Here is a 23,057-nt window from a genome sequence, read left to right on the forward strand (position 1 = left end):
ACTTGAGTGCTCTCGAGGGGTTGTGATGACGTCTCCATCCCTGCCCACCCGGCTCGAGGCGATTCTTTATCTCAAGGGTCGGCCCGTCAGCATCGGGGAACTGGCCGAGCTAGCCGACGCCGACCGACGAAGCGTTGAAGAAGCCCTCGTCGCCCTGACGGCCTCCTACGCCCAGAGGGACAGTGCCCTGGAGGTCGTTGAACAGAGCGGTCGCTACGGGCTGCAGCTGCGGCCGGGCATGGGCGATCTGGTCAAAGACCTGCTGCCGGTAAATCTCTCCACAGCAACCCTTCGAACCCTCGCCACCATTGCCCTGAAGAAACGCATTCTTCAATCGGATCTTGTGGATCTGCGGGGCTCGGGGGCCTACGACCACATCAAGGAACTTCTGGCGCAGGACTTCATCGAACGGCGTCGTCAGAGCGAGGGGCGGTCCTACTGGCTCACCCTCACCGAAAAATTTCACCGCACCTTCTCCGTGCTTCCTGATCTCGGGGCAACCGATCTGACGGAAGCTGCATAAAGTCAGAGCAGATCAGCTCCCGTCATGGAATCTCTACCCGTCACCTTGCTGCAGGTGCTGTCCCAAACCCTGCAGATCTATTCCTTGGTGCTGATCGTGCGGGTTCTGCTGAGCTGGTTCCCAAATCTGGACTGGGGCAATCCGGTGCTCAGCAGCGTGAGTGCGATCACCGACCCTTACCTGAACGCCTTCAGAGGTTTGATCCCACCGCTGGGGGGCATTGACCTCTCCGCCATCCTGGCCTTCCTGGCCCTGAACCTGTTGCAGAGCCTGGTGGGGCAGTCGATCAGCGCCTTCTACATGTCGGGCTCCAGCTGGTGATCACCTCTGGGTAATCACTGTTGGTTAATGCCCCGTTCCAACGGCAGCAAGTCATCCTCGTCAACATCAACGCGGCTGCGGACTGGAGCATTGAATCCACGGGCACGGGGATTTTTGATCACAAACGGCCCTGGGGTTCCGGCCGGCACTGAGATTCGCAGGGCGAACGGGGAGTGACCAGGGTTCACATCCCCGATGGATCCCACCCGGGTTCTGTTGGGAAGAACCGGTTCACCACTGGCATCCAGGATCCGTGCATACACATCGGTGTCGATGACGCTGTTCTTGCTGCGGTTCTCAACGTCTCCCGTCAGCACATAACAGCTGGCACCAACCGGTCGGCTTAATTCAGGTTGATTGCCGGCATCCAGCTCTCCACAGGGATCAAGGCGAACCTCACTGAGCTGCAGTTCAGCGGCGTTACAGGGGAGCGCCAGCCCCAGCAGCAGGAGCAGGCAGAACAATACGGAAGCGAATCGACGGAGCATCAGGAGATCAACGTTGGTCACCACTGCCTCCGATGCGCCCACGAGCAGCCCGGCTCGACAGTTTCTGCAGGTTGGCGTCAGCCACCTCATTCAGGTCATAACCCAGTTCGCTGGCCAGCTGAGCCACGTACCAGAGCACATCTCCCAACTCGAACTTGATCGCTTCGCGGGTGTCGGCGTCAAACACACCGCCACGGTCGCGAATCACCTTTTTCACCTTGTCGGCCACCTCGCCGGCTTCACCGGTCAAACCGAGGGTCGGATAGATGGGATTACGGCCCACATCCGGGTAGGCAGCCGTCTTTCGGGCGGCGTCCTGATAGGAATTCATCTCCATGGGGCCGGTTGGGAAACGCCCGGATGGTAGTTTCCGCAGGGATTTTCAGCCGCGATATGGGCCAGTTCGACCTGAACCGACGGACCAAGATCGTGGCCACCATCGGCCCTGCCACCGAGAGCCCGGAGCGGATCAAGGAGCTGGTGAAGGCTGGTGCCACCACCTTCAGGCTGAACTTTTCCCACGGGGACCACAGCGAACACGCCGCTCGCATCGCCACGATTCGTCAGGTGTCTGAGGAATTGGGGCAGACCATCGGCATCCTTCAGGACCTTCAGGGCCCGAAGATCCGGCTCGGGCGATTCGCTGAGGGTCCGATCACCCTGGCCAACGGTGATCCGTTCACGCTCACCTCACGGCCGGTGAGCTGCGACAAGACGATCGCAACGGTCACCTACGACAAGCTGGCGGACGAAGTCACCGCAGGAAGCCGGATCCTGCTCGACGACGGCCGCGTTGAGATGAAGGTCGATACCGTCGATAAAGCGCAGCAGACCCTGCATTGCACCGTCACCGTGGGCGGTGTTCTCTCCAACAACAAGGGCGTCAACTTCCCGGACGTTCAGTTGTCCGTTCGCGCCCTCACGGACAAGGACAAGACGGACTTGGCCTTCGGACTCAGCCAGGGAGTGGACTGGGTGGCCCTCAGCTTCGTGCGCAATCCCTCCGACATGGAGGAGATCCGCGGACTGATCCGCGAACAGGGCCACGAGACCCCTGTGGTGGCGAAGATCGAAAAGTTTGAGGCCATCGATCAGATCGATTCGATCCTGCCGCTCTGTGACGGCGTGATGGTGGCCCGCGGTGACCTTGGCGTGGAGATGCCGGCCGAGGAAGTTCCGTTACTGCAGAAGGAACTGATCCGCAAGGCCAACAGCCTGGGCATCCCGATCATCACGGCCACCCAGATGCTGGATTCCATGGCCTCCAGCCCCCGGCCCACCCGAGCCGAAGTCAGCGACGTGGCCAACGCCATCCTGGATGGCACCGATGCCGTGATGCTCTCCAACGAAACCGCGGTGGGGGATTTCCCCGTGGAGGCCGTTCAAACCATGGCCACCATTGCTCGCAGGATCGAGAAGGACTATCCCCAACGCTCGATCGACAGCCACCTGCCCAGCACCATTCCCAACGCCTTGAGCGGTGCGGTCAGCACCATCGCCAGCCAGCTCAATGCCTCCGCGATTCTTCCCCTCACGCGAAGCGGGGCCACAGCTCGCAACGTGAGCAAGTTCCGGCCTGCGGCACCGATCCTTGCCATCACTCCTGATCGCACGGTTGCCTGTCGTCTGCAACTGGTTTGGGGCGTGACACCGCTGGTAATTCCCCAGGGCGAACGCACCACGCAGACCTTCCAGGCGGCGATGGTCAAAGCCAAGGAGCTCGATCTTCTGAAAGAGGGTGATCTCGTGGTGCAGTCCGCAGGCACGCATACCGGTGTTTCCGGATCCACAGATCTGGTCAAGGTGAGCATCGTTGGCAACGAAGCTGAAGCGACACTGATCTGAGCGACGCCACACCATGAACCGGCGCATGCCCGCAACGGAAACGGTGCGGATGGCCCTGTCCACCCTGCGGAGCAACCGCCTGCGCAGCCTGCTCACGATGGTAGGCATCGTGATCGGCAACGCCTCGGTGATCACCCTTGTTGGGGTTGGACGGGGAGCGCAATTGCTGGCTGAAGGCCAGTTGAACAATCTCGGCGCCAATGTGTTGTTTGTGGTTCCGGGCAACACAAACGCCAGACGCCAAGGAGTCACGCGACCGAAAACGCTCGTGCTGGAAGATGCCGAAGCCATCGCCACCCAGGTTCCCAGCGTCAAGCGCGTGGCGCCCGTGATCAACACCAATCAGGTGGTGCAGGCCGGAGCCCGCAGCTCCACGGGTGCGGTCTTCGGCGCGACATCGGAGTTCCCCCCTGTGCGCGGATTCGACGTGGCCAAGGGCCGTTTCATCAACGCCAAGGACGTGGCCGGTGCGAAAGCCATCGCCGTGCTCGGCTCTGATCTGCGCACCAAATTGTTTCCCACTGGCTCAGCGATTGGCCAGCAGGTGCGCATCGGCAATCAAAGCTTTGAGGTGGTCGGTGTGATGGCCCCCAAAGGAGCCGTGTTCGGCAGCAACCAGGATGAAAATACTTACATCCCCATCACCACGATGGTGAACCGGATCACCGGTCGGGATCCAATTTATGGCGTCAGCCTCAACTCCATCAGTGTTGAAGCCAGGGATGAAAACAGCATCAACGCAGCCAGTTTTCAGATCAACAACCTGCTGAGGCAGCGGCACCGGATTCTCCGGGACGACGATTTCGTGGTGCGATCCCAGAAGGACGCTCTCACCATCGTGGGCACCATCACCGGAGGACTCACCCTGATGCTCGGGGCCATTGGTGGGATCTCCCTGCTGGTGGGAGGCATCGGGATCATGAACATCATGTTGGTGTCCGTCAGCGAACGCACCGAGGAGATCGGTCTGCGCAAAGCCCTGGGGGCCCGCAGCGGTGATGTTCTGCAGCAGTTTCTAGTGGAATCCCTGGTGCTTGCCAGCCTGGGCGGCGCCATCGGCACGCTGGCGGGTCTTGGAACAGTGAGCCTCGTGGCGGCGGTCACGCCCCTGCCAGCAACGATCGGCGCAACGATGGTGGTGGTCACCGTTGGACTCTCAGGATCCATCGGGCTGTTCTTCGGAGTTGTTCCAGCCCGACGAGCCGCAAAGCTCGACCCGATTGTTGCCCTGAGAAGCCTTTGATCAGACCTCAGAAATCAGTCCAACTCCTTTACACTCATTAACGAATTTCTTCAGCTCATGAATCAGCGCTGGCGCCTTCTTGCCCTCTGGCTGCTGCCAATCGGCGTCGTGTTGCTGATCGGCTGGCAGGTGGTGAGCAACGGAGGCATCAACGGCCTCAGCCAGGACAGCAATGGCACCACCGTCGCTCCCCGCAATGCCGCGGTGGCACGGATGAGCTACGGCCGCTTCCTCGATTACGTCGAGGCCGGTCGCGTGACAGCCGTTGATATCTACGACGGTGGCCGCAACGCCGTGATTGAAGCTGTCGATCCCGACCTCGACAACCGCGTTCAACGCCTGCGCGTTGACCTTCCTGGTCTGGCCCCTGAGCTGATCAACACGCTGAAGACCGAAGGCATCAGCTTTGATATTCATCCTCCCCGCACAGCACCTCCGGCCCTCGGCGTGCTGGGCAATTTGGCCTTCCCGCTGCTGCTGATCGGTGCCCTGATCTTCCTGGCCCGCCGCAACAGCAACATGCCTGGCGGCCCTGGCCAGGCCATGCAGTTCGGCAAGAGCAAAGCCCGCTTCATGATGGAAGCGGAGACCGGCGTCATGTTCGATGACGTGGCCGGCGTCACCGAAGCCAAGCAGGAACTCCAGGAAGTGGTCACCTTCCTGAAGCAGCCCGAGCGATTCACCTCAGTGGGTGCTCAGATTCCCCGCGGCCTCCTGCTAGTCGGCCCTCCCGGCACCGGCAAAACCCTTCTGGCCAAGGCCATTGCCGGTGAGGCGGGCGTTCCCTTCTTCTCCCTTTCTGGTTCTGAGTTCGTTGAGATGTTCGTTGGCGTGGGTGCCAGCCGCGTCCGCGATCTGTTCAAGAAGGCCAAGGAGAACAGCCCTTGCTTGATCTTCATCGACGAAATTGATGCCGTCGGCCGCCAGCGCGGTGCCGGCATCGGTGGAGGCAACGACGAACGCGAACAGACGCTCAACCAACTCCTGACGGAGATGGATGGCTTCGAAGGCAACAGCGGCATCATCATCATTGCCGCCACCAACCGCCCCGACGTTCTGGACTCAGCTCTGATGCGTCCCGGCCGTTTTGACCGTCAGGTCACCGTGGACGCCCCCGACATCAAGGGTCGCCTGGCCATCCTCGATGTGCACTGCCGCAACAAGAAGCTCGAAGAGGAGCTGTCCCTCGAAAGCATCGCCCGCCGCACCCCTGGTTTCACCGGTGCAGACCTGGCCAACCTGATGAACGAGGCGGCCATCCTCACCGCCCGCCGCCGCAAGGAAGCCATCGGCTTGAGCGAGATCGACGACGCTGTGGATCGGATCATCGCTGGCATGGAGGGTCGTCCCCTCACCGACGGTCGCAGCAAGCGTCTGATCGCTTATCACGAAGTCGGTCATGCCCTGATCGGCACATTGGTCAAAGACCACGACCCTGTTCAGAAGGTCACCTTGATTCCCCGTGGCCAGGCCCAAGGCCTGACCTGGTTCTCCCCGGATGAGGAGCAAACCCTGGTCACCCGTGCCCAGCTCAAGGCACGCATCATGGGAGCCCTGGGTGGTCGTGCAGCAGAGGACGTGGTGTTCGGACACCAGGAAGTCACCACCGGAGCCGGTGGCGACATCCAACAGGTGGCGTCGATGGCCCGCAACATGGTGACCCGACTCGGCATGAGTGATCTCGGCCCTGTAGCCCTCGAGGGCGGCAGTCAGGAAGTGTTCCTGGGGCGCGACCTGATGTCACGCAGTGACGTGTCGGAATCGATCTCCCAACAGATCGATGTTCAAGTGCGCAACATGGTGAAGCGCTGTTATGACGAGACCGTGGAGATCGTGACTGCTAACCGCGAAGCCATGGATCGCCTGGTGGAACTGCTGATCGAAAAGGAAACCATGGATGGTGATGAGTTCAAGGCTGTTCTGGCTGAATTCACCGCTGTTCCTGAGAAAGACCGCACCGTCGTCAGCCTCGACTGATTCTGGGTCGAGCCATAAAAAGCTCCCGCCTTGTTCAGACGGGGGCTTTTTTTTATGGATTGGATTTGTTCTTGCGTCGTCGACAACGCTCGGAGCAGTACACAACTTCATCCCAGCAATTTCTCCAGGCTTTGCGCCACTCAAAGGGACGCTCGCAGACCGGACAGATCTTGCTGGGACGATTGTTTTTAGAGCTTCCCTTCTTCAAGCAACAGCCTGAACGGGACGCTTGTCGATCACCGAATCAATCAAGCCGTAGTTCACCGCTTCGGTGGGTGACATGAAGAAGTCACGGTCGGTGTCCAGCTGGATCCGATCAAGGGGTTGGCCGGTGCGATCAGACAGTTCCTTGTTGAGGCGATCCTTGAGGAAGAGGATTTCGTCCGCCTGAATGCGGATGTCGCTGGCTTGGCCCTGGGCACCACCCAAGGGCTGGTGAATCATGATCCGGGAGTGCTGCAGGCTGCTGCGCTTGCCCTTGGTGCCGGCACAGAGCAGGAAAGCTCCCATACTTGCGGCAAGGCCGACACACACCGTGTGCACATCCGGTTTGATGTGCTGCATTGTGTCGAAGATGCCGAGGCCGTCGTAAACCGACCCGCCGGGAGAGTTGATGTAGAGGTAGATATCTTTCTCGGGATCCTCGGCTTCGAGGAACAACATCTGGGCCACGATCCGGTTGGCGGAGTCACTCGTGACAGCCTCACCAAGGAAGATGATTCGCTCGCGCAGAAGCCTGGAATAAATGTCAAAGGCCCTTTCTCCCCGGCCGGACTCCTCAATCACAATGGGGATCATCTGAGCATCAGCAGGGTCGCGCAATCCTAACGGCGATGTCTGCGGCGCTAGGGTTCCGGCCATACATTCATGGACTGCACGTTGGCCGCAAGTCAGACCATCGCCGACAGCAAACGAGCGTTTCATCAGGCCTTTCCCCACGTCATTGCGCCGCTGTACCGCCGCCTTGCTGATGAGCTGCTGGTGGAGCTGCATCTGCTGAGCCATCAAAGTCGGTTTGAAGCCAACGGGCTGTTCAGCGTTGGGCTCTGCACGGTGTTTGACACCTTCAGCAAGGGCTATCGGCCTGAAGCGCAGACCGAAGCACTGTTCAGTGCCCTGTGCAGCAGCAATGGCTTCGACGCAGCGAAGCTGCGCAAAACCAACGCGTTGCTGGTCGACCAGGCCAAAGGGAAGGATCTCGAAAGCCTCAAAAGCTTGCTGTCATCCCACAGCCTCAACGAGGGCAACCACTACTCCCGTTTGATGGCCGTTGGACTGATGAGCCTGCTCAAGGCGGCTACAGCGGATGCCACCGGTACGGACACCGAGGCCATCGTCAAACAGAGCAAGGAACTTGCTGAGGGACTCGGTTTGCCCACCGATCGCGTTGAGAAGGATCTAACGCTGTTTGGCTCCAACAGTGAACGGATGGATCAGGCCGTTGAACTGGTGGAAGAGACCATCGCTGCCGAGAAGCGCAAGAAGGAACGTCGCTTGGAAGAGCAGGCTCAACGCACGTCCAGCTGAAGCCGAAGCCATCCGGGCTGTTGCTGCTTCGGCAGTGCCGTCATCTCAAGCTCCAGTTGAGGTGCCTTGCCAACCACCCGCGGCCAGCCCGGTCCGAGCCACCCCAACCGAGCCAATTGATCCGGTCGTGCGCGAAGGCGAAGCTGCTGTTGGCCCATCCGTTTCAGCGGATTGCTGCGGAGGTTCGGGGCATCCCCCAGGGCCAGCAGCAACTCCACCTGACCTCGGAGTGCAGGACCCAGTGACCAACCACCTTGCGGATGACCCTGGGGATCCAACCAAACAACGGCCACATGGTTTGAGGGCCGACCATCGGGAGACAACAGAGGACGTTCAACCCGTTGAAACCCGCGCTTCAACAAGGCGGTGGCAACGGCATCAAGACTTCGCTTTGTCATATCGATTTCACCAGCAGCCAGCATCAACCTGGCTTGAATCGCAGCCTGGGAACGACCACCCTCCAGCGCATCCAACCGCACAAGGACAGGTGCCTTGAGCAGAACGTCGCGCAACTGCTTCGGCAATCCGTAGCGGCTGTCGAGTTGTTGGGCGAACAGTGAATTGTTGAACAAGGATCCCAGCAGCGGCTGCAGGGAAACGCTGTTGAGCTCCAGGTAAGCCGACGACGGATCGAAGCGAACGAAATTGGCTTGGCGTTCCGAGTGGTGAACCTGCAGGGCCGCGAAAGGGCTGGAGGCCACAGGCCCTGCAGCCATCAGACGATCGCCCCGGAGGGCAACACGCAGACAGCCATGCGACACGCTCGCCAAGGCGGGAAAAAGGGAACCGCTGATCGAAGCCAAGCCTGAGGGTTGCCACTGAACGGCCGATCCGCTGGTCGGCAGCCGTAAGCAGCGCTGTTCCAGAGCCGAGGGCTCCCGTCGCTTCAGCGACGGAAGTTGATCAAAACTGCTGCGGTGCAGTTCATCAGCGAACAGCAGATCCAGAGCAGACGAATGCGGTGCTGACGGAAGAGCCAGAAGGGGTTCACCGTCGTCCAGCCAGATCAGCCACCAGGTGCCGCGACCATGACGGGCCCATCGATCAGGAGCTTCCGAAGCACCAAGCCGCTGCTGCGAGAGCTTCGGCACCGGTGCAGCGGGGTCCGCCTCAAAACTCTGAACCAACCGTGCCCGCCGACTGATCTCAAACAGCTCTGCTGTTCCACGGCGATTCAGGGAAGGCGTCTTCAGGCTGGGTGCCCAGCAGCAGGACGGGCAAAAAAAAGCACAACCCCAGGAGAAGGGCTGTGCAGGGATGAAGTCCAAGTTGACGTCGGACGGACGTAATCAGGACGACGACTTGGTTGAACCTTGACGGCGTCGACGGTCTCTCCATTCGATCGTTGAGAGATAGATCACGGCAACGCTGACGAAGACAAGAAGCACAGCTGCCGTGACCGCCAGGGTCTGGCTGAGAAGGGGTGCGTCTTGAAGCACAGATTCGATCAGAAGTTCAGGGTGCCGTCACCATTGCGTCCCCAGACGACCATGGCGATGGAGAAACTGAACATGGCGGCCAAGGACGCCCAACCCAGAGTGAACAACATGCGCTTGACCACTTGACTGTCAAGATCCTACCTAGGGTTCGGCACCTTTTCGTCCGCCCGAAGGCATCTGTCATGACCAGCTCCAGCCCAGGTTCATCAGCAGTGCTGGAGCGTCAGGGAACAACACAGCGCTACCCCCAGGCTCGCGTGATCGTTCTGGACGACGATGTGAACACCTTCCAGCACGTGGTGGATTGCCTGCGCAAGATCATTCCCGGCATGAGTGAGGACAAGGCATGGAACCTCGCCAACAAGATTGATGGGCAGGGTGCGGCTGAAGTTTGGTGCGGCCCCCTGGAGCAGGCCGAGCTGTACCACCAGCAGCTTCAGGCCGAGGGCTTAACGATGGCCCCTCTGGAACGCTGCTGAGTCAGGCCGCCGGCTTACGGCTGGCTTTGGTGAGGCGCAGCAGATCAGCCACCTGCAAACGCTGCAGCTGCTCGTCCATCACGAAACGCACCACCCGGCCAGGGCACAAGGCCAGGCCCCGAACCTCCGTTCCGTGCACCTCAGCGGTGAGCATGCGGGCCTGAGGGCCGCATGCATCTTGCAGCGGTCCGCTGATCACGTGGCGGAGAGCGTCTACTGATTTCAGCATCACAGCCCCGGAGCGCTCTCTCTGGCATAGCCAAAGTGGCTAACTTTCACCAGTTCTCGGGTTTTCATTCAGCTTTGGGCCGGGTCGTCATCACCCACAGCACCTATGTGGACGGCTTGATCCCATGGCTGAAGGCCCTGTCGCACGAGACGGAGATCCAGACGATCACCCCTGCCGTGATCAGCCGGGTGCGTGGCCGCAGTCCTGAACTGCAGCTGAGGGTGTCCACCCCGATCACAGGGGGATACAAGCTGGTGGCCCGCAAGGGGACATCCGCCCAGGAAGTCTTTGTGGTGACCTCGATGAGTCGGCCAGACCTGGAACAGGCCGTCCTGCATCACCGCCCCTGAAGGGGTTGGCCTGACTCGAATTCGGCAGCACGACAGGCCTGAGGATGACCATCGGCAACGCTGGGATCTCGGGCACAGAGTTCAGCCCAATCAGATCGGCGGAAACATTGGGGAAGGATGGCCCGGCATGCGACTAAAGCGTCATCCGGCAAAAAGGTGACAGCGTCAGCCGCGGTGCTGCCGAAACAACCCACAAGCAGTGCGCTTGCCAGCAGGCCGAAAACGGATGAGAAGAAAGAAACCAGCACGGAAGGATGAACAGTGAAGCGATGCGGAAAAGTGATTCTCAACAACACCGACAGCCAACCAACTCAATGGGAGAACGAAATGGGTTCCCTCAATCCATGCACAGTTGCATCAACAAGTGACATCAACCAGCGGCATCAATCCTTGGAGTCAGATGCAGGAATCTTGAATTCCATGAACAGCGCTTCCGCATCAGCATAATCTTTCTTTTCGCGCAAATAAAAGACCTGAGCTTTCCACCAATCCCAGGTTTCCATTTGGATCAGTTCGTCCAGGCGTGGATCACGCATCTCAGCACTGCAACCAAACAAAAGCTAAGGACAGGAAAAGCGCTGACAAGCTTTGTTCACACAGCCGTAAGCATCATCGACTACACAACTGCACAGGGGTAGCCTTGATGTCTGCAGCGATCGATCCATGTCCCTCGAAATTGCCGTCAAACAAGGGCAACAAACGATGGAGAGCATGGGCAGTTTCGATGACCTCGAAGACGCTTTGACCGAATTCAACGAATTAATCAATCGTCGAAACTGGCATCAGAGCGTGACCACCATCTCGCTGACCGACACCGATAAAAACAAATGCCTCGCCCAGTACGCGCTCCAGGAGTTCAACCACTCCGAAAACTAGCTCCACCAAAAATCTCCACTCCAACCCAGACAAACGTATCTAGAGTGCAATAAGAGCGAAAAATTTCAGCATGAATGGCAAACTACTGGTGATCAGCATCGGCTCATTCTTCCTTCTGTTTTTTGTGGTCGAGTCTTGGCTGATGAGGGGCCTACCCCACTAACAAAGCTGAGACGTTTTAAATCAGAACCTAGAGAGTAGACAAAAAAGTCATCCGATAACCCAAGTCCAAAAAACAATCTTTCAGAATATTGACGCCGAAACTTGGAGATATTGGTTTTGTGATGGCTTGGCGAAGTCCAAGGCACCCACCACATTGATCAAGCGAAAGGGGTGAACCGCCATGCCGTGCGAGCCCCAGTGGTCGACCTGGAAGAACCAGAAGGGGCGACAAAGTGGGGTTTCGTTTCCGGCTGCATGGCCGGTCTACGTCACCGTCACGACAGTCTCCCCAAGTCGAAAGAGAGTCAGATCAGAGCACTAGAAAAAGGCCGTCACCAACACAGCAGTTCGCTACCAACCCTAGTCCTGACTCTCGCTCTCGAGGGGCCAGATCCGGCGAATGGCGGCAAGTGCTGACTCAGCCTCATCGCGCCGCTTGAGGAGCGTGTCACCCTCAAGCAGCAGCGTCACGTGCCCCAACTTGCGGCCCGGCGTTTCCGGTGACTTGCCGTACCAGTGCAGGTGAAGCCCCGGCACGGCCTCCAGGGACTCAAGCCGCTGATCCAAAGAAGGATGACGCTCGGGGTCGAGGCCGAGCAGGTTGACCATCAAGGCACCACGGCTTTTGAGCTCGGGATCAGGCACGGGAAGACCAGCCGCGATGCAGAGCTGCTGATCGAACTGACTGCTGGTGCAGGCCTCGATCGAGAAATGCCCGGAATTGTGGGTGCGTGGAGCAATTTCATTCACCTGCAGGCCAGCGGGCCCATAGAAAAACTCCAGAGCCAGCACCCCCACATAGCCGAGCTTCGTCATCAGAGAGGCCGCCACGTTGTAAGCCAGCGCAGCCACCGAAGGATCCACGGGAGCAGGAGCCAGAACCCAGTCACAGACTTGTTGATGTTGGTGGGTTTGCACAAGCGGAAAATGGCGGATGCGGCCGCGCTGATCGCGGCTGACCACGAGAGCCAACTCCAGCTCGTAGTCCACCCAGGATTCCAACAGCCAGTCGTCGGCAGGGACCGCCCGCAACAACTGCGCCAGGCCATCGATGTCGCGCAACACCACCGTGCCCTTGCCGTCGTAACCACCACGGGAGGCCTTGGCCATCACCGGAAAGGTCCAGCCCTGAGGAAGCGCGGGCTGGGCCGGTGAAATCAAACTGAGCGGACACCAGGGCGGGCTCGGGATCGCCAGATCGTCGAGCAGCTGGCGCTGCGACAACTTGTCGACCAAGGGCGAAAGCGCAGCAAGCGAGGGCTGGAAACGAACCCCCTGCTGCTCCAGCGGCAGAAGGGCATCGATATTGACCCACTCGTTCTCGAAGGTGATGCCGTCACAACCCACCACCAGCTCCCGGGTTCCTGCCACATCCCGGGGATCCGCTGCCACGAGGCGCGAGGCCAAACCAGCCGCGGGATCAGCTGGATCGGACGTTTGAACAGCGATGGGAACATCGCGTTGCGCGGCGGCCTGCACAAGCATCCGTGCCAGCTGACCACCTCCAACAACGCCGATCATCGTGTCCGAGCTGATGTCAGCAGCTTGCCAGTTTGCAGGGTCGATGACAGCGTCAGATCAGGGGGCGATCGCCGGCAAAGGCCAACCGGATCATGGTGAACAGCAACACCAACAGGAACAGCGCCAGGCCCAGGGTGCAGGCGTAGCTGATCTCCAATTCGGCAAAGGCCTGGTCGTACACGTAATAAACGATGGTTCGGGTGGCATCCGCAGGACCTCCCTGGGTCATCAGGAACACTTCCTCGAACACCTTCGTGGCCGCGATCGACGACACCACAGCGACTAAGGTCACGTAGGGACTCATCAAGGGCAGGGTGATGTCGAGATGCTTTCTCCAGCCCTCGCTGCCATCCAGCTCCGCAGCCTCATAGAGCTCCTGTGGAATGCCCTGCAGACCCGCCAGAAAAATCACCATGTAGTAGCCAAGCCCCTTCCAGAGGGTCACCAACATCACGGCGGGCAGGGCCAGCTGCGGCGTGGTGAGAAAACCAATCGGGCTGAAGGCATCACCGAGCAGGGCACTCAACCATCCATTGATCAGTCCGTTCTCGGCATAGAGCCAGCGAAAGGCAATGGCTGCAACAACGATCGACACCAGCACCGGGGTGTAGAAGGCGCCCCGCAGAAAAGACCGACCGGGCAGCCCCTGGTTCACCAGCACCGCCAGCGCCAGCGCCCCCAGAACGATGGGAGGCACCACACCAACCAGATAAAGGAAGGTGGTGACCAGCACCTGCCGCGCCATCGGATCCGACAGCAGGCGCTCCAGGTTGGCCAAACCAACAAAACGCAGGGGTTCACTGACATCCAGCCCCGTGGCGGTGAAACTCATCACCAGAGCCATCAGGGCCGGCACCAGCACCGACAAACTGATCAGCACCACCGCCGGCAACAGGAACGCCCAGGCCGAAAGGGAGTTGCGCACTGATCTTTCGCGCACAGGACCAGCGACACTGTTGCGAGAGTAGGTGGGTTCCAACGGTTTCATGACCACAATCACCCCGTTGCATCACATCCGCGTTGCGCTGGACCGCAACCCCTACGACGTGGTGATTGGAGACGGCGGCCTGGCCAGGCTTGGTCAGCAGATGCTGGACGCTGGAGTGCAGGCTGGTCGGCGTGTGCTGGTGGTCAGCAATCCGGATGTGGCCAGCCCCTATGGCGACGCCTGCCTGAACAGCCTCAGAGCGGCAGGTTTCAGCGTGGAGTTGTTGGTGATTGACGCCGGCGAAACCCAGAAGACACCCGCCACGGTGGCGGAGATCCACGATGCGGCTTACAACGCCAAGCTCGAACGCAGCTCCTTGATGGTGGCCCTCGGCGGCGGCGTTGTGGGAGACATGACCGGCTTTGCGGCAGCCACCTGGCTGCGGGGCATCCAGGTGGTGCAGGTGCCCACAACCCTGCTGGCCATGGTGGACGCATCGATCGGTGGCAAGACCGGGGTCAACCATCCCCGCGGCAAAAACCTGATCGGCGCCTTTCACCAGCCGCGGCTGGTGTTGATCGATCCCTCCACCCTGAACACCCTGCCCGAACGCGAGTTCCGGGCCGGCATGGCTGAGGTGATCAAATACGGAATCCTCGGTGACACGGCGCTGTTCGAGGAACTGGAGGCCTGCCCCGACCCGAGCACGCCCGCTGGGCTTGGATCGGAACGCCTGAGCTCGATCCTGCAGCGATCGGCCGCGGCCAAGGCCCGGGTGGTGGCCGCCGATGAAAAGGAAGGAGGCTTACGAGCGATCCTCAACTACGGCCATACCTTCGGCCATGTGGTGGAGACCCTCTGCGGCTATGGCACCTGGCTGCATGGCGAGGCGGTTGCCATTGGCATGGTGGCTGTGGGTGAACTTGCCGTGCTGCGGGGCAGCTGGAATCGCGAGGACGCCGAGCGCCAACGCCGGCTGATCCAGAGCGCCGGACTGCCCACCGCCTGGCCCGATCTCGCCGCCGATGCGGTTCTGGACATCTTGCAGGGGGACAAAAAGGTGCGCGACGGTCGCCTGCGCTTCGTTATGCCCACCAGCATCGGAACCGTTGAGATTCGCGATGACGTCAGTCGCGACGAGATCCTCAGCTGCCTTGAGCGCCTGAAAGGCTGACGCCGTCTTCCGGCAACCCGCGCCGGTAGGTGAGCCAGCGGAACGCACCGAGCCCCGCGGGGTCCACAAGGCGAAGCAGGGCTTCACGCCGTTGCAGGGCTTCTGTCAGCTGATGGCCCGGTAGCTGCTGCAGTCCATGCAGACGCTCTGCAAGCCCCAAGGCCAGCAGGGCCTCGCCCTGCTTCGCCTGATCACCCACCATCCAACCGTTGCGCTGAGCCGCTTCATCCACGACTTCGATACAGAGGTGGGCCGTGAGGTCCTGCTCGCCGGGCTGATCCAAGGGCGACAGGCCCGCCTGCTGAGCACAGACAGCCATCAAGGTGCCGTCGGAGCGCCGGGCTGTGAAATAACGCTGGGCCTCTAGGGCGTAATCAATCACCAGCAGCACGCCCGCATCCACGGCGGCCGCAGCAGCAGCAAACCAGTCGGGCAATGCACTGTTCCACTCCGTGGTCCACCCCTCTTCGGCATCGGGGGGCGGCAACTGAATGCCGCCTTGGCTGCACACACGCCTGATTTCCTTGTGCAAACCATCGGGAAGAGGACGATGCGTCGTTTGCAGCTCACCGTTTGGGTTGAGCTCCACCCACTGCTGCTGAAGGGATCCCTCCCGCCAGATCAAGCGCTCCACCGGGAGGGCATCCAGCAACTCATGGGCGATCACCACCCCATGAACCGGAGCGCGGCGCAACGCGTCCAGGGAACTCCAGCGGAGCGGCAGATCATCCGCCTCCTGCAGCAGAGCCTGTTGCCGCCGCCGCATGCCGGGATTGGCCTCCACCAACACCAATTCGATCCGAGCCAACAGCTCTGGATCAGCACCACGCAACGCAGCCACGAGATCCCGGGCCAGATGGCCCTCACCAGGGCCGATTTCCACGATCGACAGGCGTTGATCCGGATCACTTCGGGAGATCGACGTCAGCCAGGCCAGGATCTGAGGGACCAGAAGTGCTGCGAAATCACTGCCCAGCGAGGGGGAGGTGACGAAATCACCCTGGGCTCCGATGCGTGCACGGCCTGAGCCGTAGTAGCCGTGCTCCGGCTCGTTCAGAGCCAGATCCATGAACCGGGAAAACGGAACGGCACCCCCCGCCTGATGCAGATGCGTTGCCAACCAGTCGGGACAGGACGCAGCCATCGGTTCCATTGGAGAGAATGCCGGTCGCTGCAGCAGTTCCATGGGAACACATCACATCCGACATCTGTGGAGCCTCGTCGTGGTGGCTCTGGTCAGCCTGGGTGTTCTGGTGACCCCGGCTGAGGCCTACGACAACCCGGAGCTGCTGCCGGATCACCTCACCCCGGTGATCGACCTCGCCAAGGTGTTCAGTGACACCCAGCGGGCCCAGCTGGAGGCATCTCTGGCAGATGTGGAGGAACGCACCGGCTGGAAGATGCGGGTGTTGACCCAGTACGAACGCACACCGGGTCTGGCCATTCGCGATTTCTGGGGGCTGGATGAAAGCAGCCTGCTGCTGGTGGCCGACCCCCGCGGCGGGAACCTGCTGAACTTCAACGTTGGCGATGCCTACTTCGCGATGATGCCGCGCACTTACTGGGTGGAGCTGCAGACCCGCTACGGCAACCAGTACTACGTAAAGGATCACGGCGAAGACGGCGCCGTGCTGGATGCCCTCAATGCGGTGGAAATCTGTCTGGACCGTGGTGGCTGTCAGGTGGTTCCTGGCCTTCCTCAGGAACAGTGGCTTTGGACGCTGACCACCTCAATCTTTGGCGGTTTGATTGCTGGCTTTGCGGCTTATCCCCGCAAGGAGGGCGAAACCATCGCCTGGGCCTGGTTGCTGCTGCTCTCACCGCTGTGGGTGATGCTGTTCGGCGTCTTCGGCGTTGCCCCTGTGATCACACGAACGTCTGAAGTGATGCCCCTGCTGCGCAATGGGGTCGGTTTCCTGGCAGGAGGCATCGCCGCGTATCTGATCGCCCAGGCCACCGTTGGCAGGAAACTTCAGAACGACGCCGACGGCTGAGGAACGTCGAGAAACGTGAATGCCGTCAGAGCCGGGTGGCGCATTCAATGCGCGACCCGGTGCAAAGGGCCGGAGGGGGAGTGACGAGCGCCTGGCGCTTGACGTCACGCAGACGCCGCAACTCCGCGAGGTTCACGTCATAGAAAGAACGCAGTCGTGCGTATTTCTTGACGGGTTGGCCGTAGTAACTGCGGCCGGAGAGGGTTGGAAACGACGCCCATTCCGGAGCCAGCATGGCGGCGAGCAGAGGGCTGAGAACGCCGGTATCGGTCAGACCCAGGGCTTTGCGCCGCTGAATCAGAAACAACGCGCCCTGGTCCTGAGCCTCAGGGCCGAAACCGCGCACGCCGATGCTGCGCTGAACCAGATTCCAGGTGAAGGGCATGAACTGGTAAGCCCCCGCAGCTGCACTGGCGTAGCGGGAGCTGTAGATCACCCGGTTGGGATGCCGGTCGAACGAAGGCATCAAGCCACCGCCGAACATCACCCGATAGCCCACATCCAGACCACCTTTCCAGGTGCCTTCCGCAAAACGGATCGTGTTGAGCATCGCCCGACGTTCAGGCGTAATCACGTAGGGAATGGCCCGGCTGGGCTGGAAGTCAGAGGTATGGATCAGCTGCGCCCGAGAGGCGGGGGGGAGCAGGCTCGACTGGGCAGGAAGAAGGGAACTGAGGGCAGGCAGAACTCCGACGATCACGGCCGCATGAAGCGTCTGACGACCGATGAATGCAGAGATAGCCATAAAGAGCGTTCAAGGAGCATGCCCTCGAAAGAGGACGATGAGCAGATCAGAAGCGGATGAAATGCTCGAGCGGAAAAAATTTCCACACGAGGTCACCTTCTCGAATTAAAGGCTCAAATCAATAGGTATATATGCCAGTCAAATAATCGGACAGACCACTAACAGGCAGGCAAATCAGCTCAAAAAGGTGATGAAAAAGACCAAAAATTAAAAACGGCTTACAACCCAACCCACCAGTGCCAGAGCGGCTTCTTCAGCCCCTGATGCAGAAAGAGGAGCTTCGCTTGGCGCCAACAACGGCTGGTCCAGCTGCCATGCGCCGGTGTCCAGCTCCTGACGGCTGAGGCAACGGTGCTGGCCGTGGCGACGCAAACCATCCATCAGCGCCGAAGCTTCGGCAAATCCGCTGCGCTCCACGACGTGCATCCCAACCCCTTGGGCCATCGCCTCGCAGAAGCTGCTGAAACCCGGCTTGCCCAGAAAACGGGAGCAACGGTCGAGCACATCGACGGGGCGCAGCCCATCCGGCAGAAACGTGAGGTTGGGGAGCGCCGCCAACTCAGGCGCTTGCGAGGCATCTGCTGACGCCGGAAGCAGGAAATGGTGGTTGGGCCAGAGCTGAAACAGATCCCGCGAAAGGGACAAGCCCAGGCCTCCAAACCCCACCAACACCAGGGGAGCATCCCGGGCATCAAGGCAAGCCTCAAGATCCGCCGGAATGGGCCGCGGGCTGGCGCAAACCAAACCGAGCCTTTGTTCAGGCAACCCCCAGTGCATGGCGAGGTCAAACGGGCAGCGCAGCAAAAGATCACCGCAGCGGTAGGCCTCAGCAGCAGCATCGGCCCAGCGTTGGAAGTCAGAGCCCAAGGGGCGATAGATGTCATCCCACCCGAAATTGCTCATCCACACCAGAGGTGCATCGAGGCGCTGGGCCAGGGCGGCTGCGGCCGGGGGAATGTCCCCGATGATCAACACCGGCTGCCCCTGCGACGCAATCCAGAGAGCCTCAGCCTCGATCAGGGCCGACAGCCGTTGCTCCAGCTCATCCAGGGCCCTGAGGGTGGCGGCGCAATCCACACCGAGCGCGTCGGCCTGCACCATGCCCACATCCCATTGACAAGACCGCTGCTCAATCGCTGCATCCCCCAACAGCAGGTTGAGTACGGGGGAGGGCAGACCCGAGCTCATTACCAAGGTCCATTCAGGACGCAGGCGGCGCAGTTGCTGGAGCATCGCAGCATCGCGAGCCGCATGGCCGAAGCCATGGCTGCTGCTGCAAAAATAGATCAGCACGGCAACGGAGCATCGATCGGCAACTGCTCCTGATGGATCAACTCAGCATCGGGGGTGTACCAGCGATGGGCGAGCTGCGTGAGACGGGCCCCCTGGAATTCAGCCCAGGAGAGATGCAGCAGCGTTCGACCTTGCCCATCCACACCTGAACGGGGCACACAGGCGGCATTGATCAGCGCGGTTCCATGGCGATGACGCAACAAGGTCTGGCGGAAACCAGAGCCGCGCTTGAGGGCATGGTGCATGTGGCCAAAGATCACCAAATCGGCAGGTCGGTCTTTGGCCATGCGGTCCAGGGCAAGGGCCAGATCCTGATCCCCCCAGTCCACTGCCGGCGTCTTCCAGTCGCGTCCGCAGGGACTGGCGGCCTCGGATCCCAAGCCTGAGGGACCGCAGTGGGCCATGACGATCAGGGGCTGATCAGCGGGTACATCAGCGGCGGCCTGCACAATCCGCTCGGCTGAAGCCTGAAGCGACACCGGGCCGTACACCGCCTCCACCGCTTTCGATAGGTGAAAACCTCCACCAGCACTGCAGGGACGCGCACCCACAACCGTCAACGGAAGCTCCGGCCATTGGATTGAGCGCCAAGCGCAATGGAGATCGCCGAGCACAGCGTGTTGTTGCTCGAGGATGCCGCCACTGCGATCACGCCCGCGGTCGTGGTTCCCCAGGATCACGGCCACGGGGAAGGGAAGCCGCGTGATCCGGCGCGTCAGACGCAGATCCCCATCAGCAAGATCACCAACGAAAAGAACAGCGTCGGGCTTGAGCTGCTGCAGCAGCTGCTCATCCGCGTCGCCCCAGGCGCCGTGGAGATCACCGGCAATGGCAAGTCGCAGGTGCTTCAGAGCGAATGCCTAGGCTGTGGCCATCCTGCCCCGAACCGGTCCTGATGAGCGCTGACACCGCCCTTGTTGCGGCGATCAACCGGCTTCGCCAGGACCGCAATGCCGTGATCCTGGCGCACTACTACCAGGAGCCGGAGATTCAGGACATCGCCGATTTCGTTGGTGACTCCCTGGAGCTGTCGCGCAAGGCCGCCAGCACCGATGCAGACGTGATCGTGTTCTGCGGCGTGCACTTCATGGCGGAGACCGCCAAGATTCTCAGTCCTGAAAAGACGGTGGTGCTGCCGGATCTAGAGGCCGGATGCTCCCTGGCGGACGACTGCCCCGCCGATGAGTTCGCCCGCTTCCGGGCAGAGCACCCCGACCACTTCGTGGTGAGCTACATCAACTGCACGGCCGCAGTGAAGGCGCAAAGCGATCTGATCTGCACCAGCAGCAATGCCGTTGATCTGGTGAATCAGCTGCCTGCCGACCAGCCCGTGCTGTTCGCCCCCGATCAGAACCTGGGGCGCTGGGTTCAGCAACAGAGCGGTCGAGAGCTGACCCTCTGGCCGGGACGCTGCATCGTTCATGAGACCTTCAGCGAAGAAGCTGTGCTGGCCCTCAAGCACGAGCACCCCGGGGCTGAAGTGATCGCCCACCCCGAATGCCAGCAGAATCTGCTGGACCTGGCGGATTTCATTGGATCCACCAGCAAACTGTTGAATTACGCCGAACAAAGCTCCTGCAACAGCTTCATCGTTCTGACGGAACCGGGGATCCTGCATCAGATGCAGCAGCGGGTTCCTGAAAAAGCCCTGCTCGACGTTCCAGGGATCGATGGATGCAGCTGCAATGCCTGCCCTTACATGCGGCTCAACACCCTTGAAAAACTAAAGGCATGCCTGGAGACCCTCACGCCTGCGATCGAGATGGATGAATCGATGCGTCTGAAGGCTATGAAACCCATGCAGCGCATGCTCGAAATGAGCAGGTGACGTACCAACAGATCAAGGAACGACGCGGTACGCGAATAAATTTTCGACAATCCAACCCCTGCGATTCATGGCCCCCGTCATCCAGCCCCAGGGCATCAGGGTTCTGACCTTGGTAGCAGCGATGGCAGGGACGTTGTGCACCGCAGCGGCTGCACAACCGTGGGACCAACCGATTCCTGAGCCCGCAACGGAGTCCACAGAACAAACGATCAAGTTGGCCGAGCAACTCAACACGGTGGGCGCCAGGTTTTTTGGAGCCCATTGGTGCCCCGCCTGCAAAGAACAGATGAAGCTCTTCGGCAAACAGGCCGGAGCCAACCTGAACTACGTGGAATGCGGTCTGCCCGACAAGTACCCCGACCAGCTCAGGCAGTGCAGGGATGAAAACATTCGATCCATCCCCACCTGGACACGGCCGGGATCAACGCGACTCCAGGGTGTTCAATCGATCAACACCCTGGAGCGCTGGAGTGGCCTAAGGCCTCAGCCACTGAATTGATTACTTCTTACGGCAATAGCCAACGCCAACATTCATCCAGCCGGAGGGGCAGGCTTCACCGTTGGTGGGCTTCATCTCGTAATAGATCGGAGACACACAGGTGGTGCCCAGGGTGTTGACATAACCCAGGGGGCATTGGTTGTGGCCTTGGGAATCTTTTTCTGAGCCAAAGCGGAACTGGGCGCAGCCAGGGCTGAAACAAACAGAGCGGCAGCGAGCAGCTTCATGGCAAGCGGGTCGAACGCGCTCAAGGTATGGGGCCTTTCAGACTGTCTGCAGCGATCGGTGGCGGAGCTTGATCGAACGCACACCGGAGGGGTTGTATTGCCGTGCCGCGAAGGCCTGGGTCGACCCATGGCGTCCGGTTCCCAGGGCCCTGATCACCCACGCCCATGCCGACCACGCCCGCCCCGGATGCGGGGAGTACTGGGCTGTGGCCTCCAGTGAAGGGGTGCTGCGCCAGAGGCTCGGAAAGGACATCACCCTTCACCCAGTGGCCTACGGCGAAGAACACTGGCTGGGGCAATGCAAGGTGTCGTTTCACAGCGCCGGACACGTGCTCGGTTCGGCGCAGATCCGTCTGGAATCAGAGGGTGAGGTGTGGGTGGTCAGTGGGGATTACAAACGGGATGACGACCCCAGCTGTGACCCCTTCGAACCAGTGCGCTGCGATGTGTTGATCACCGAAGCCACCTTCGGAATGCCGATCTATCGCTGGCAAAGCGGCGAGCAGGTGGCCAAGGAGATCCATGCCTGGTGGAGCCGTGATCGCAGCAGGCCATCCCTGCTGTTCTGCTATGCCTTCGGCAAAGCCCAACGCTTGCTGGCTGAACTGAAGGCTATCGGCGTGGAGGAGGAGGTGCTGCTGCATGGCGCCGTTGAAACCGTGACCCGCCACTACCGCGAGGCAGGGGTTCCGATGATCCCCAGTCGTCCCGTCAGCGAACTGCCCCGCAAGGATCCGCTCGAGGGACGATTGATCCTGGCGCCACCGTCGGCCCATCGCTCCAGCTGGATGCGCCGCTTCAAGTCACCCCAAACAGCCTTTGCCTCCGGCTGGATGGCGGTGCGCGGAGCCCGTCGACGGCGGGGCTACGAGCGGGGATTCGTGCTCAGTGATCATGCCGACTGGCCTGGACTGATCCAGACCGTTCGCGACAGCGGCGCCCGCAAGGTGTACGTCACCCATGGACAGAGTGACGTTCTGGCCCGTTACCTGCGGGAAGTGGAGGGTGTGGATGCGGAACCGCTGGACACCCTGTTCGAAGGAGAGTCGGACTAGAACTTGGCGATGCCGTCCGGAAGCTCGGGGAGGTTGAGGTTTGCTTCGCGACCTTCGATAGCGGCTGTGAGCGATTCGATCATCATGGCGTTGCCGCTGTCTTTCACGGCCTCGAGCGCCTTCTGAAGACGACGACGACGGTCGGATGGATCATCCGATGTGCCGGAGCTAGCCACGGGGGTGACGACGGCCGTGGCTGAGGCGGTAGCGCGCACGCTGCTGAGTTGTTGCGCGAGGTTGTCCCAGAGGAGTGCCATCCGGCTGATTCAGGAATCTGTGGCTCAGATCAACACAGGTCTCCGCCGGATTTCCAGCACTGCTCACAAAATGTCTT

Annotated in this window: 29 protein-coding genes, 1 other RNA gene and 1 pseudogene; 14 read left to right on the forward strand and 17 right to left on the reverse strand. The window is 60.7% G+C overall.

From position 1 onward, the window contains the following. Nucleotides 1-25: 25 nt before the first annotated feature. Together scpB and DXY03_RS03455 are read left to right on the forward strand one after the other, a co-directional pair. The gene (gene scpB / locus DXY03_RS03450) at nt 26-523 is read left to right on the forward strand and encodes an SMC-Scp complex subunit ScpB (RefSeq protein ID WP_115009114.1); all 498 of its coding nucleotides are present in this window, start codon (nt 26-28) and stop codon (nt 521-523) included. 24 nt (nt 524-547) lie between these two features. After that, on the forward strand, nt 548-844 hold the full coding sequence (locus DXY03_RS03455) for a YggT family protein (RefSeq protein ID WP_114989255.1): 297 nt from the start codon (nt 548-550) through the stop codon (nt 842-844). A gap of 14 nt (nt 845-858) precedes the next feature. On the opposite strand, the gene DXY03_RS03460 is transcribed toward DXY03_RS03455, so the two are convergent. Then, nucleotides 859-1,332 (reverse strand): hypothetical protein, encoded by a 474-nt coding sequence (locus DXY03_RS03460; RefSeq protein ID WP_115009280.1) that lies wholly within the window; start codon nt 1,330-1,332, stop codon nt 859-861. Nucleotides 1,333-1,339: 7 nt separating this feature from the next. After that, nucleotides 1,340-1,669 carry a nucleoside triphosphate pyrophosphohydrolase family protein gene (locus DXY03_RS03465; RefSeq protein ID WP_115009115.1) on the reverse strand — a complete coding sequence of 110 codons (330 nt, stop codon included), beginning with the start codon at nt 1,667-1,669 and terminating at the stop codon, nt 1,340-1,342. Nucleotides 1,670-1,725: 56 nt separating this feature from the next. Here DXY03_RS03465 and pyk point away from each other — a divergent pair, with 56 nt between their 5' ends. The 3 genes from pyk to ftsH are packed head-to-tail and all read left to right on the forward strand — an operon-like array spanning nt 1,726 to nt 6,397. Then, nucleotides 1,726-3,177 (forward strand): pyruvate kinase, encoded by a 1,452-nt coding sequence (gene pyk, locus DXY03_RS03470; protein WP_115009116.1) that lies wholly within the window; start codon nt 1,726-1,728, stop codon nt 3,175-3,177. A gap of 13 nt (nt 3,178-3,190) precedes the next feature. Further along, nucleotides 3,191-4,420, forward strand: a complete 1,230-nt coding sequence (locus tag DXY03_RS03475) for an ABC transporter permease (protein ID WP_115009117.1) — start codon at nt 3,191-3,193, stop codon at nt 4,418-4,420. 57 nt (nt 4,421-4,477) lie between these two features. Continuing rightward, entirely contained in the window at nt 4,478-6,397 is a 1,920-nt protein-coding gene (ftsH, locus tag DXY03_RS03480; RefSeq protein WP_115009118.1) for an ATP-dependent zinc metalloprotease FtsH, read from the forward strand. Nucleotides 6,398-6,449: 52 nt separating this feature from the next. On the opposite strand, the gene DXY03_RS03485 is transcribed toward ftsH, so the two are convergent. Both DXY03_RS03485 and clpP read right to left on the reverse strand, forming a co-directional pair. Continuing rightward, nucleotides 6,450-6,605, reverse strand: coding sequence for a DUF2256 domain-containing protein (locus DXY03_RS03485; RefSeq protein WP_114989259.1), 156 nt, complete (start codon nt 6,603-6,605; stop codon nt 6,450-6,452). Beyond that, nucleotides 6,602-7,195 carry an ATP-dependent Clp endopeptidase proteolytic subunit ClpP gene (gene clpP / locus DXY03_RS03490; RefSeq protein WP_115009281.1) on the reverse strand — a complete coding sequence of 198 codons (594 nt, stop codon included), beginning with the start codon at nt 7,193-7,195 and terminating at the stop codon, nt 6,602-6,604. Before clpP ends, DXY03_RS03485 begins: the two co-directional genes overlap by 4 nt. Before the next feature lie 81 nt (nt 7,196-7,276). On the opposite strand from clpP, the gene psb29 reads away from it, so the two are divergent. Next, entirely contained in the window at nt 7,277-7,924 is a 648-nt protein-coding gene (psb29, locus tag DXY03_RS03495; protein WP_115009119.1) for a photosystem II biogenesis protein Psp29, read from the forward strand. Here psb29 and DXY03_RS03500 read toward each other — a convergent pair. Both DXY03_RS03500 and petN read right to left on the reverse strand, forming a co-directional pair. Further along, nucleotides 7,906-9,051: a hypothetical protein gene (locus DXY03_RS03500; protein WP_206749720.1), complete on the reverse strand. Its 1,146-nt coding sequence runs from the start codon at nt 9,049-9,051 to the stop codon at nt 7,906-7,908. The genes psb29 and DXY03_RS03500 overlap by 19 nt on opposite strands. Nucleotides 9,052-9,371: 320 nt before the next feature. Further along, complete coding sequence (petN, locus tag DXY03_RS03505; protein WP_011364412.1) at nt 9,372-9,473, reverse strand: cytochrome b6-f complex subunit PetN; 102 nt, start codon at nt 9,471-9,473, stop codon at nt 9,372-9,374. 72 nt (nt 9,474-9,545) lie between these two features. On the opposite strand from petN, the gene clpS reads away from it, so the two are divergent. Continuing rightward, nucleotides 9,546-9,842: an ATP-dependent Clp protease adapter ClpS gene (gene clpS / locus DXY03_RS03510; RefSeq protein ID WP_114989263.1), complete on the forward strand. Its 297-nt coding sequence runs from the start codon at nt 9,546-9,548 to the stop codon at nt 9,840-9,842. A 1-nt stretch (nt 9,843) separates the two neighbouring features. Here the strand turns inward: clpS and DXY03_RS03515 are convergent, their stop codons facing one another. Further along, the gene (locus tag DXY03_RS03515) at nt 9,844-10,071 is read right to left on the reverse strand and encodes a hypothetical protein (protein ID WP_114989264.1); all 228 of its coding nucleotides are present in this window, start codon (nt 10,069-10,071) and stop codon (nt 9,844-9,846) included. A 74-nt stretch (nt 10,072-10,145) separates the two neighbouring features. Here DXY03_RS03515 and DXY03_RS03520 point away from each other — a divergent pair, with 74 nt between their 5' ends. Next, nucleotides 10,146-10,421 (forward strand): DUF2103 domain-containing protein, encoded by a 276-nt coding sequence (locus DXY03_RS03520; protein WP_006851066.1) that lies wholly within the window; start codon nt 10,146-10,148, stop codon nt 10,419-10,421. Between the two features lie 383 nt (nt 10,422-10,804). Here the strand turns inward: DXY03_RS03520 and DXY03_RS12100 are convergent, their stop codons facing one another. Beyond that, on the reverse strand, nt 10,805-10,957 hold the full coding sequence (locus tag DXY03_RS12100) for a hypothetical protein (protein WP_170951012.1): 153 nt from the start codon (nt 10,955-10,957) through the stop codon (nt 10,805-10,807). A 127-nt stretch (nt 10,958-11,084) separates the two neighbouring features. Between DXY03_RS12100 and DXY03_RS03530 the strand changes: the two genes are divergently transcribed. Further along, complete coding sequence (locus DXY03_RS03530) at nt 11,085-11,297, forward strand: hypothetical protein (protein WP_115009122.1); 213 nt, start codon at nt 11,085-11,087, stop codon at nt 11,295-11,297. A gap of 331 nt (nt 11,298-11,628) precedes the next feature. Here DXY03_RS03530 and ssrS read toward each other — a convergent pair. The 3 genes from ssrS to DXY03_RS03545 form a co-directional block, all read right to left on the reverse strand. Then, nucleotides 11,629-11,812: non-coding RNA, 6S RNA (ssrS, locus tag DXY03_RS03535), on the reverse strand. 7 nt (nt 11,813-11,819) lie between these two features. Continuing rightward, complete coding sequence (locus DXY03_RS03540) at nt 11,820-12,980, reverse strand: 5-(carboxyamino)imidazole ribonucleotide synthase (protein ID WP_115009123.1); 1,161 nt, start codon at nt 12,978-12,980, stop codon at nt 11,820-11,822. Between the two features lie 52 nt (nt 12,981-13,032). Further along, nucleotides 13,033-13,905 (reverse strand): carbohydrate ABC transporter permease, encoded by an 873-nt coding sequence (locus tag DXY03_RS03545; RefSeq protein WP_170951968.1) that lies wholly within the window; start codon nt 13,903-13,905, stop codon nt 13,033-13,035. Between the two features lie 61 nt (nt 13,906-13,966). On the opposite strand from DXY03_RS03545, the gene aroB reads away from it, so the two are divergent. Next, entirely contained in the window at nt 13,967-15,082 is a 1,116-nt protein-coding gene (aroB, locus tag DXY03_RS03550; protein ID WP_115009125.1) for a 3-dehydroquinate synthase, read from the forward strand. Here aroB and DXY03_RS03555 read toward each other — a convergent pair. Next, on the reverse strand, nt 15,054-16,226 hold the full coding sequence (locus DXY03_RS03555; protein ID WP_244272237.1) for a class I SAM-dependent methyltransferase: 1,173 nt from the start codon (nt 16,224-16,226) through the stop codon (nt 15,054-15,056). The two genes, aroB and DXY03_RS03555, sit on opposite strands and share 29 nt — an antisense overlap. Nucleotides 16,227-16,266: 40 nt before the next feature. Here DXY03_RS03555 and DXY03_RS03560 point away from each other — a divergent pair, with 40 nt between their 5' ends. Next, nucleotides 16,267-17,076 (forward strand): TPM domain-containing protein, encoded by an 810-nt coding sequence (locus DXY03_RS03560; protein ID WP_115009127.1) that lies wholly within the window; start codon nt 16,267-16,269, stop codon nt 17,074-17,076. Between the two features lie 25 nt (nt 17,077-17,101). Here the strand turns inward: DXY03_RS03560 and DXY03_RS03565 are convergent, their stop codons facing one another. From DXY03_RS03565 to DXY03_RS03575, 3 genes are all read right to left on the reverse strand, one after another. Beyond that, entirely contained in the window at nt 17,102-17,821 is a 720-nt protein-coding gene (locus DXY03_RS03565; RefSeq protein ID WP_115009128.1) for a glycoside hydrolase family 104 protein, read from the reverse strand. A 207-nt stretch (nt 17,822-18,028) separates the two neighbouring features. Beyond that, nucleotides 18,029-19,114, reverse strand: a complete 1,086-nt coding sequence (locus DXY03_RS03570; RefSeq protein WP_115009129.1) for a hypothetical protein — start codon at nt 19,112-19,114, stop codon at nt 18,029-18,031. Then, a complete protein-coding gene (locus tag DXY03_RS03575) occupies nt 19,108-19,956 on the reverse strand; it encodes a TIGR04168 family protein (RefSeq protein WP_170951969.1) in 849 nt (282 codons plus the stop codon). Before DXY03_RS03575 ends, DXY03_RS03570 begins: the two co-directional genes overlap by 7 nt. A 53-nt stretch (nt 19,957-20,009) precedes the next feature. On the opposite strand from DXY03_RS03575, the gene nadA reads away from it, so the two are divergent. Both nadA and DXY03_RS03585 read left to right on the forward strand, forming a co-directional pair. After that, a complete protein-coding gene (nadA, locus tag DXY03_RS03580; RefSeq protein WP_115009131.1) occupies nt 20,010-20,942 on the forward strand; it encodes a quinolinate synthase NadA in 933 nt (310 codons plus the stop codon). A gap of 67 nt (nt 20,943-21,009) precedes the next feature. Beyond that, entirely contained in the window at nt 21,010-21,441 is a 432-nt protein-coding gene (locus tag DXY03_RS03585) for a hypothetical protein (RefSeq protein WP_115009132.1), read from the forward strand. Here the strand turns inward: DXY03_RS03585 and DXY03_RS03590 are convergent. Beyond that, nucleotides 21,442-21,668 (reverse strand): annotated as a pseudogene (locus tag DXY03_RS03590) (hypothetical protein). Nucleotides 21,669-21,736: 68 nt separating this feature from the next. On the opposite strand from DXY03_RS03590, the gene DXY03_RS03595 reads away from it, so the two are divergent. Further along, nucleotides 21,737-22,723 carry a ligase-associated DNA damage response exonuclease gene (locus tag DXY03_RS03595; RefSeq protein ID WP_115009133.1) on the forward strand — a complete coding sequence of 329 codons (987 nt, stop codon included), beginning with the start codon at nt 21,737-21,739 and terminating at the stop codon, nt 22,721-22,723. Here the strand turns inward: DXY03_RS03595 and DXY03_RS03600 are convergent. Continuing rightward, entirely contained in the window at nt 22,720-22,980 is a 261-nt protein-coding gene (locus DXY03_RS03600; protein WP_115009134.1) for a hypothetical protein, read from the reverse strand. The genes DXY03_RS03595 and DXY03_RS03600 overlap by 4 nt on opposite strands. Nucleotides 22,981-23,057: the final 77 nt, after the last annotated feature.

The sequence above is a fragment of the Synechococcus sp. N5 genome (assembly GCF_900473925.1).
Taxonomy (GTDB): domain Bacteria; phylum Cyanobacteriota; class Cyanobacteriia; order PCC-6307; family Cyanobiaceae; genus Parasynechococcus.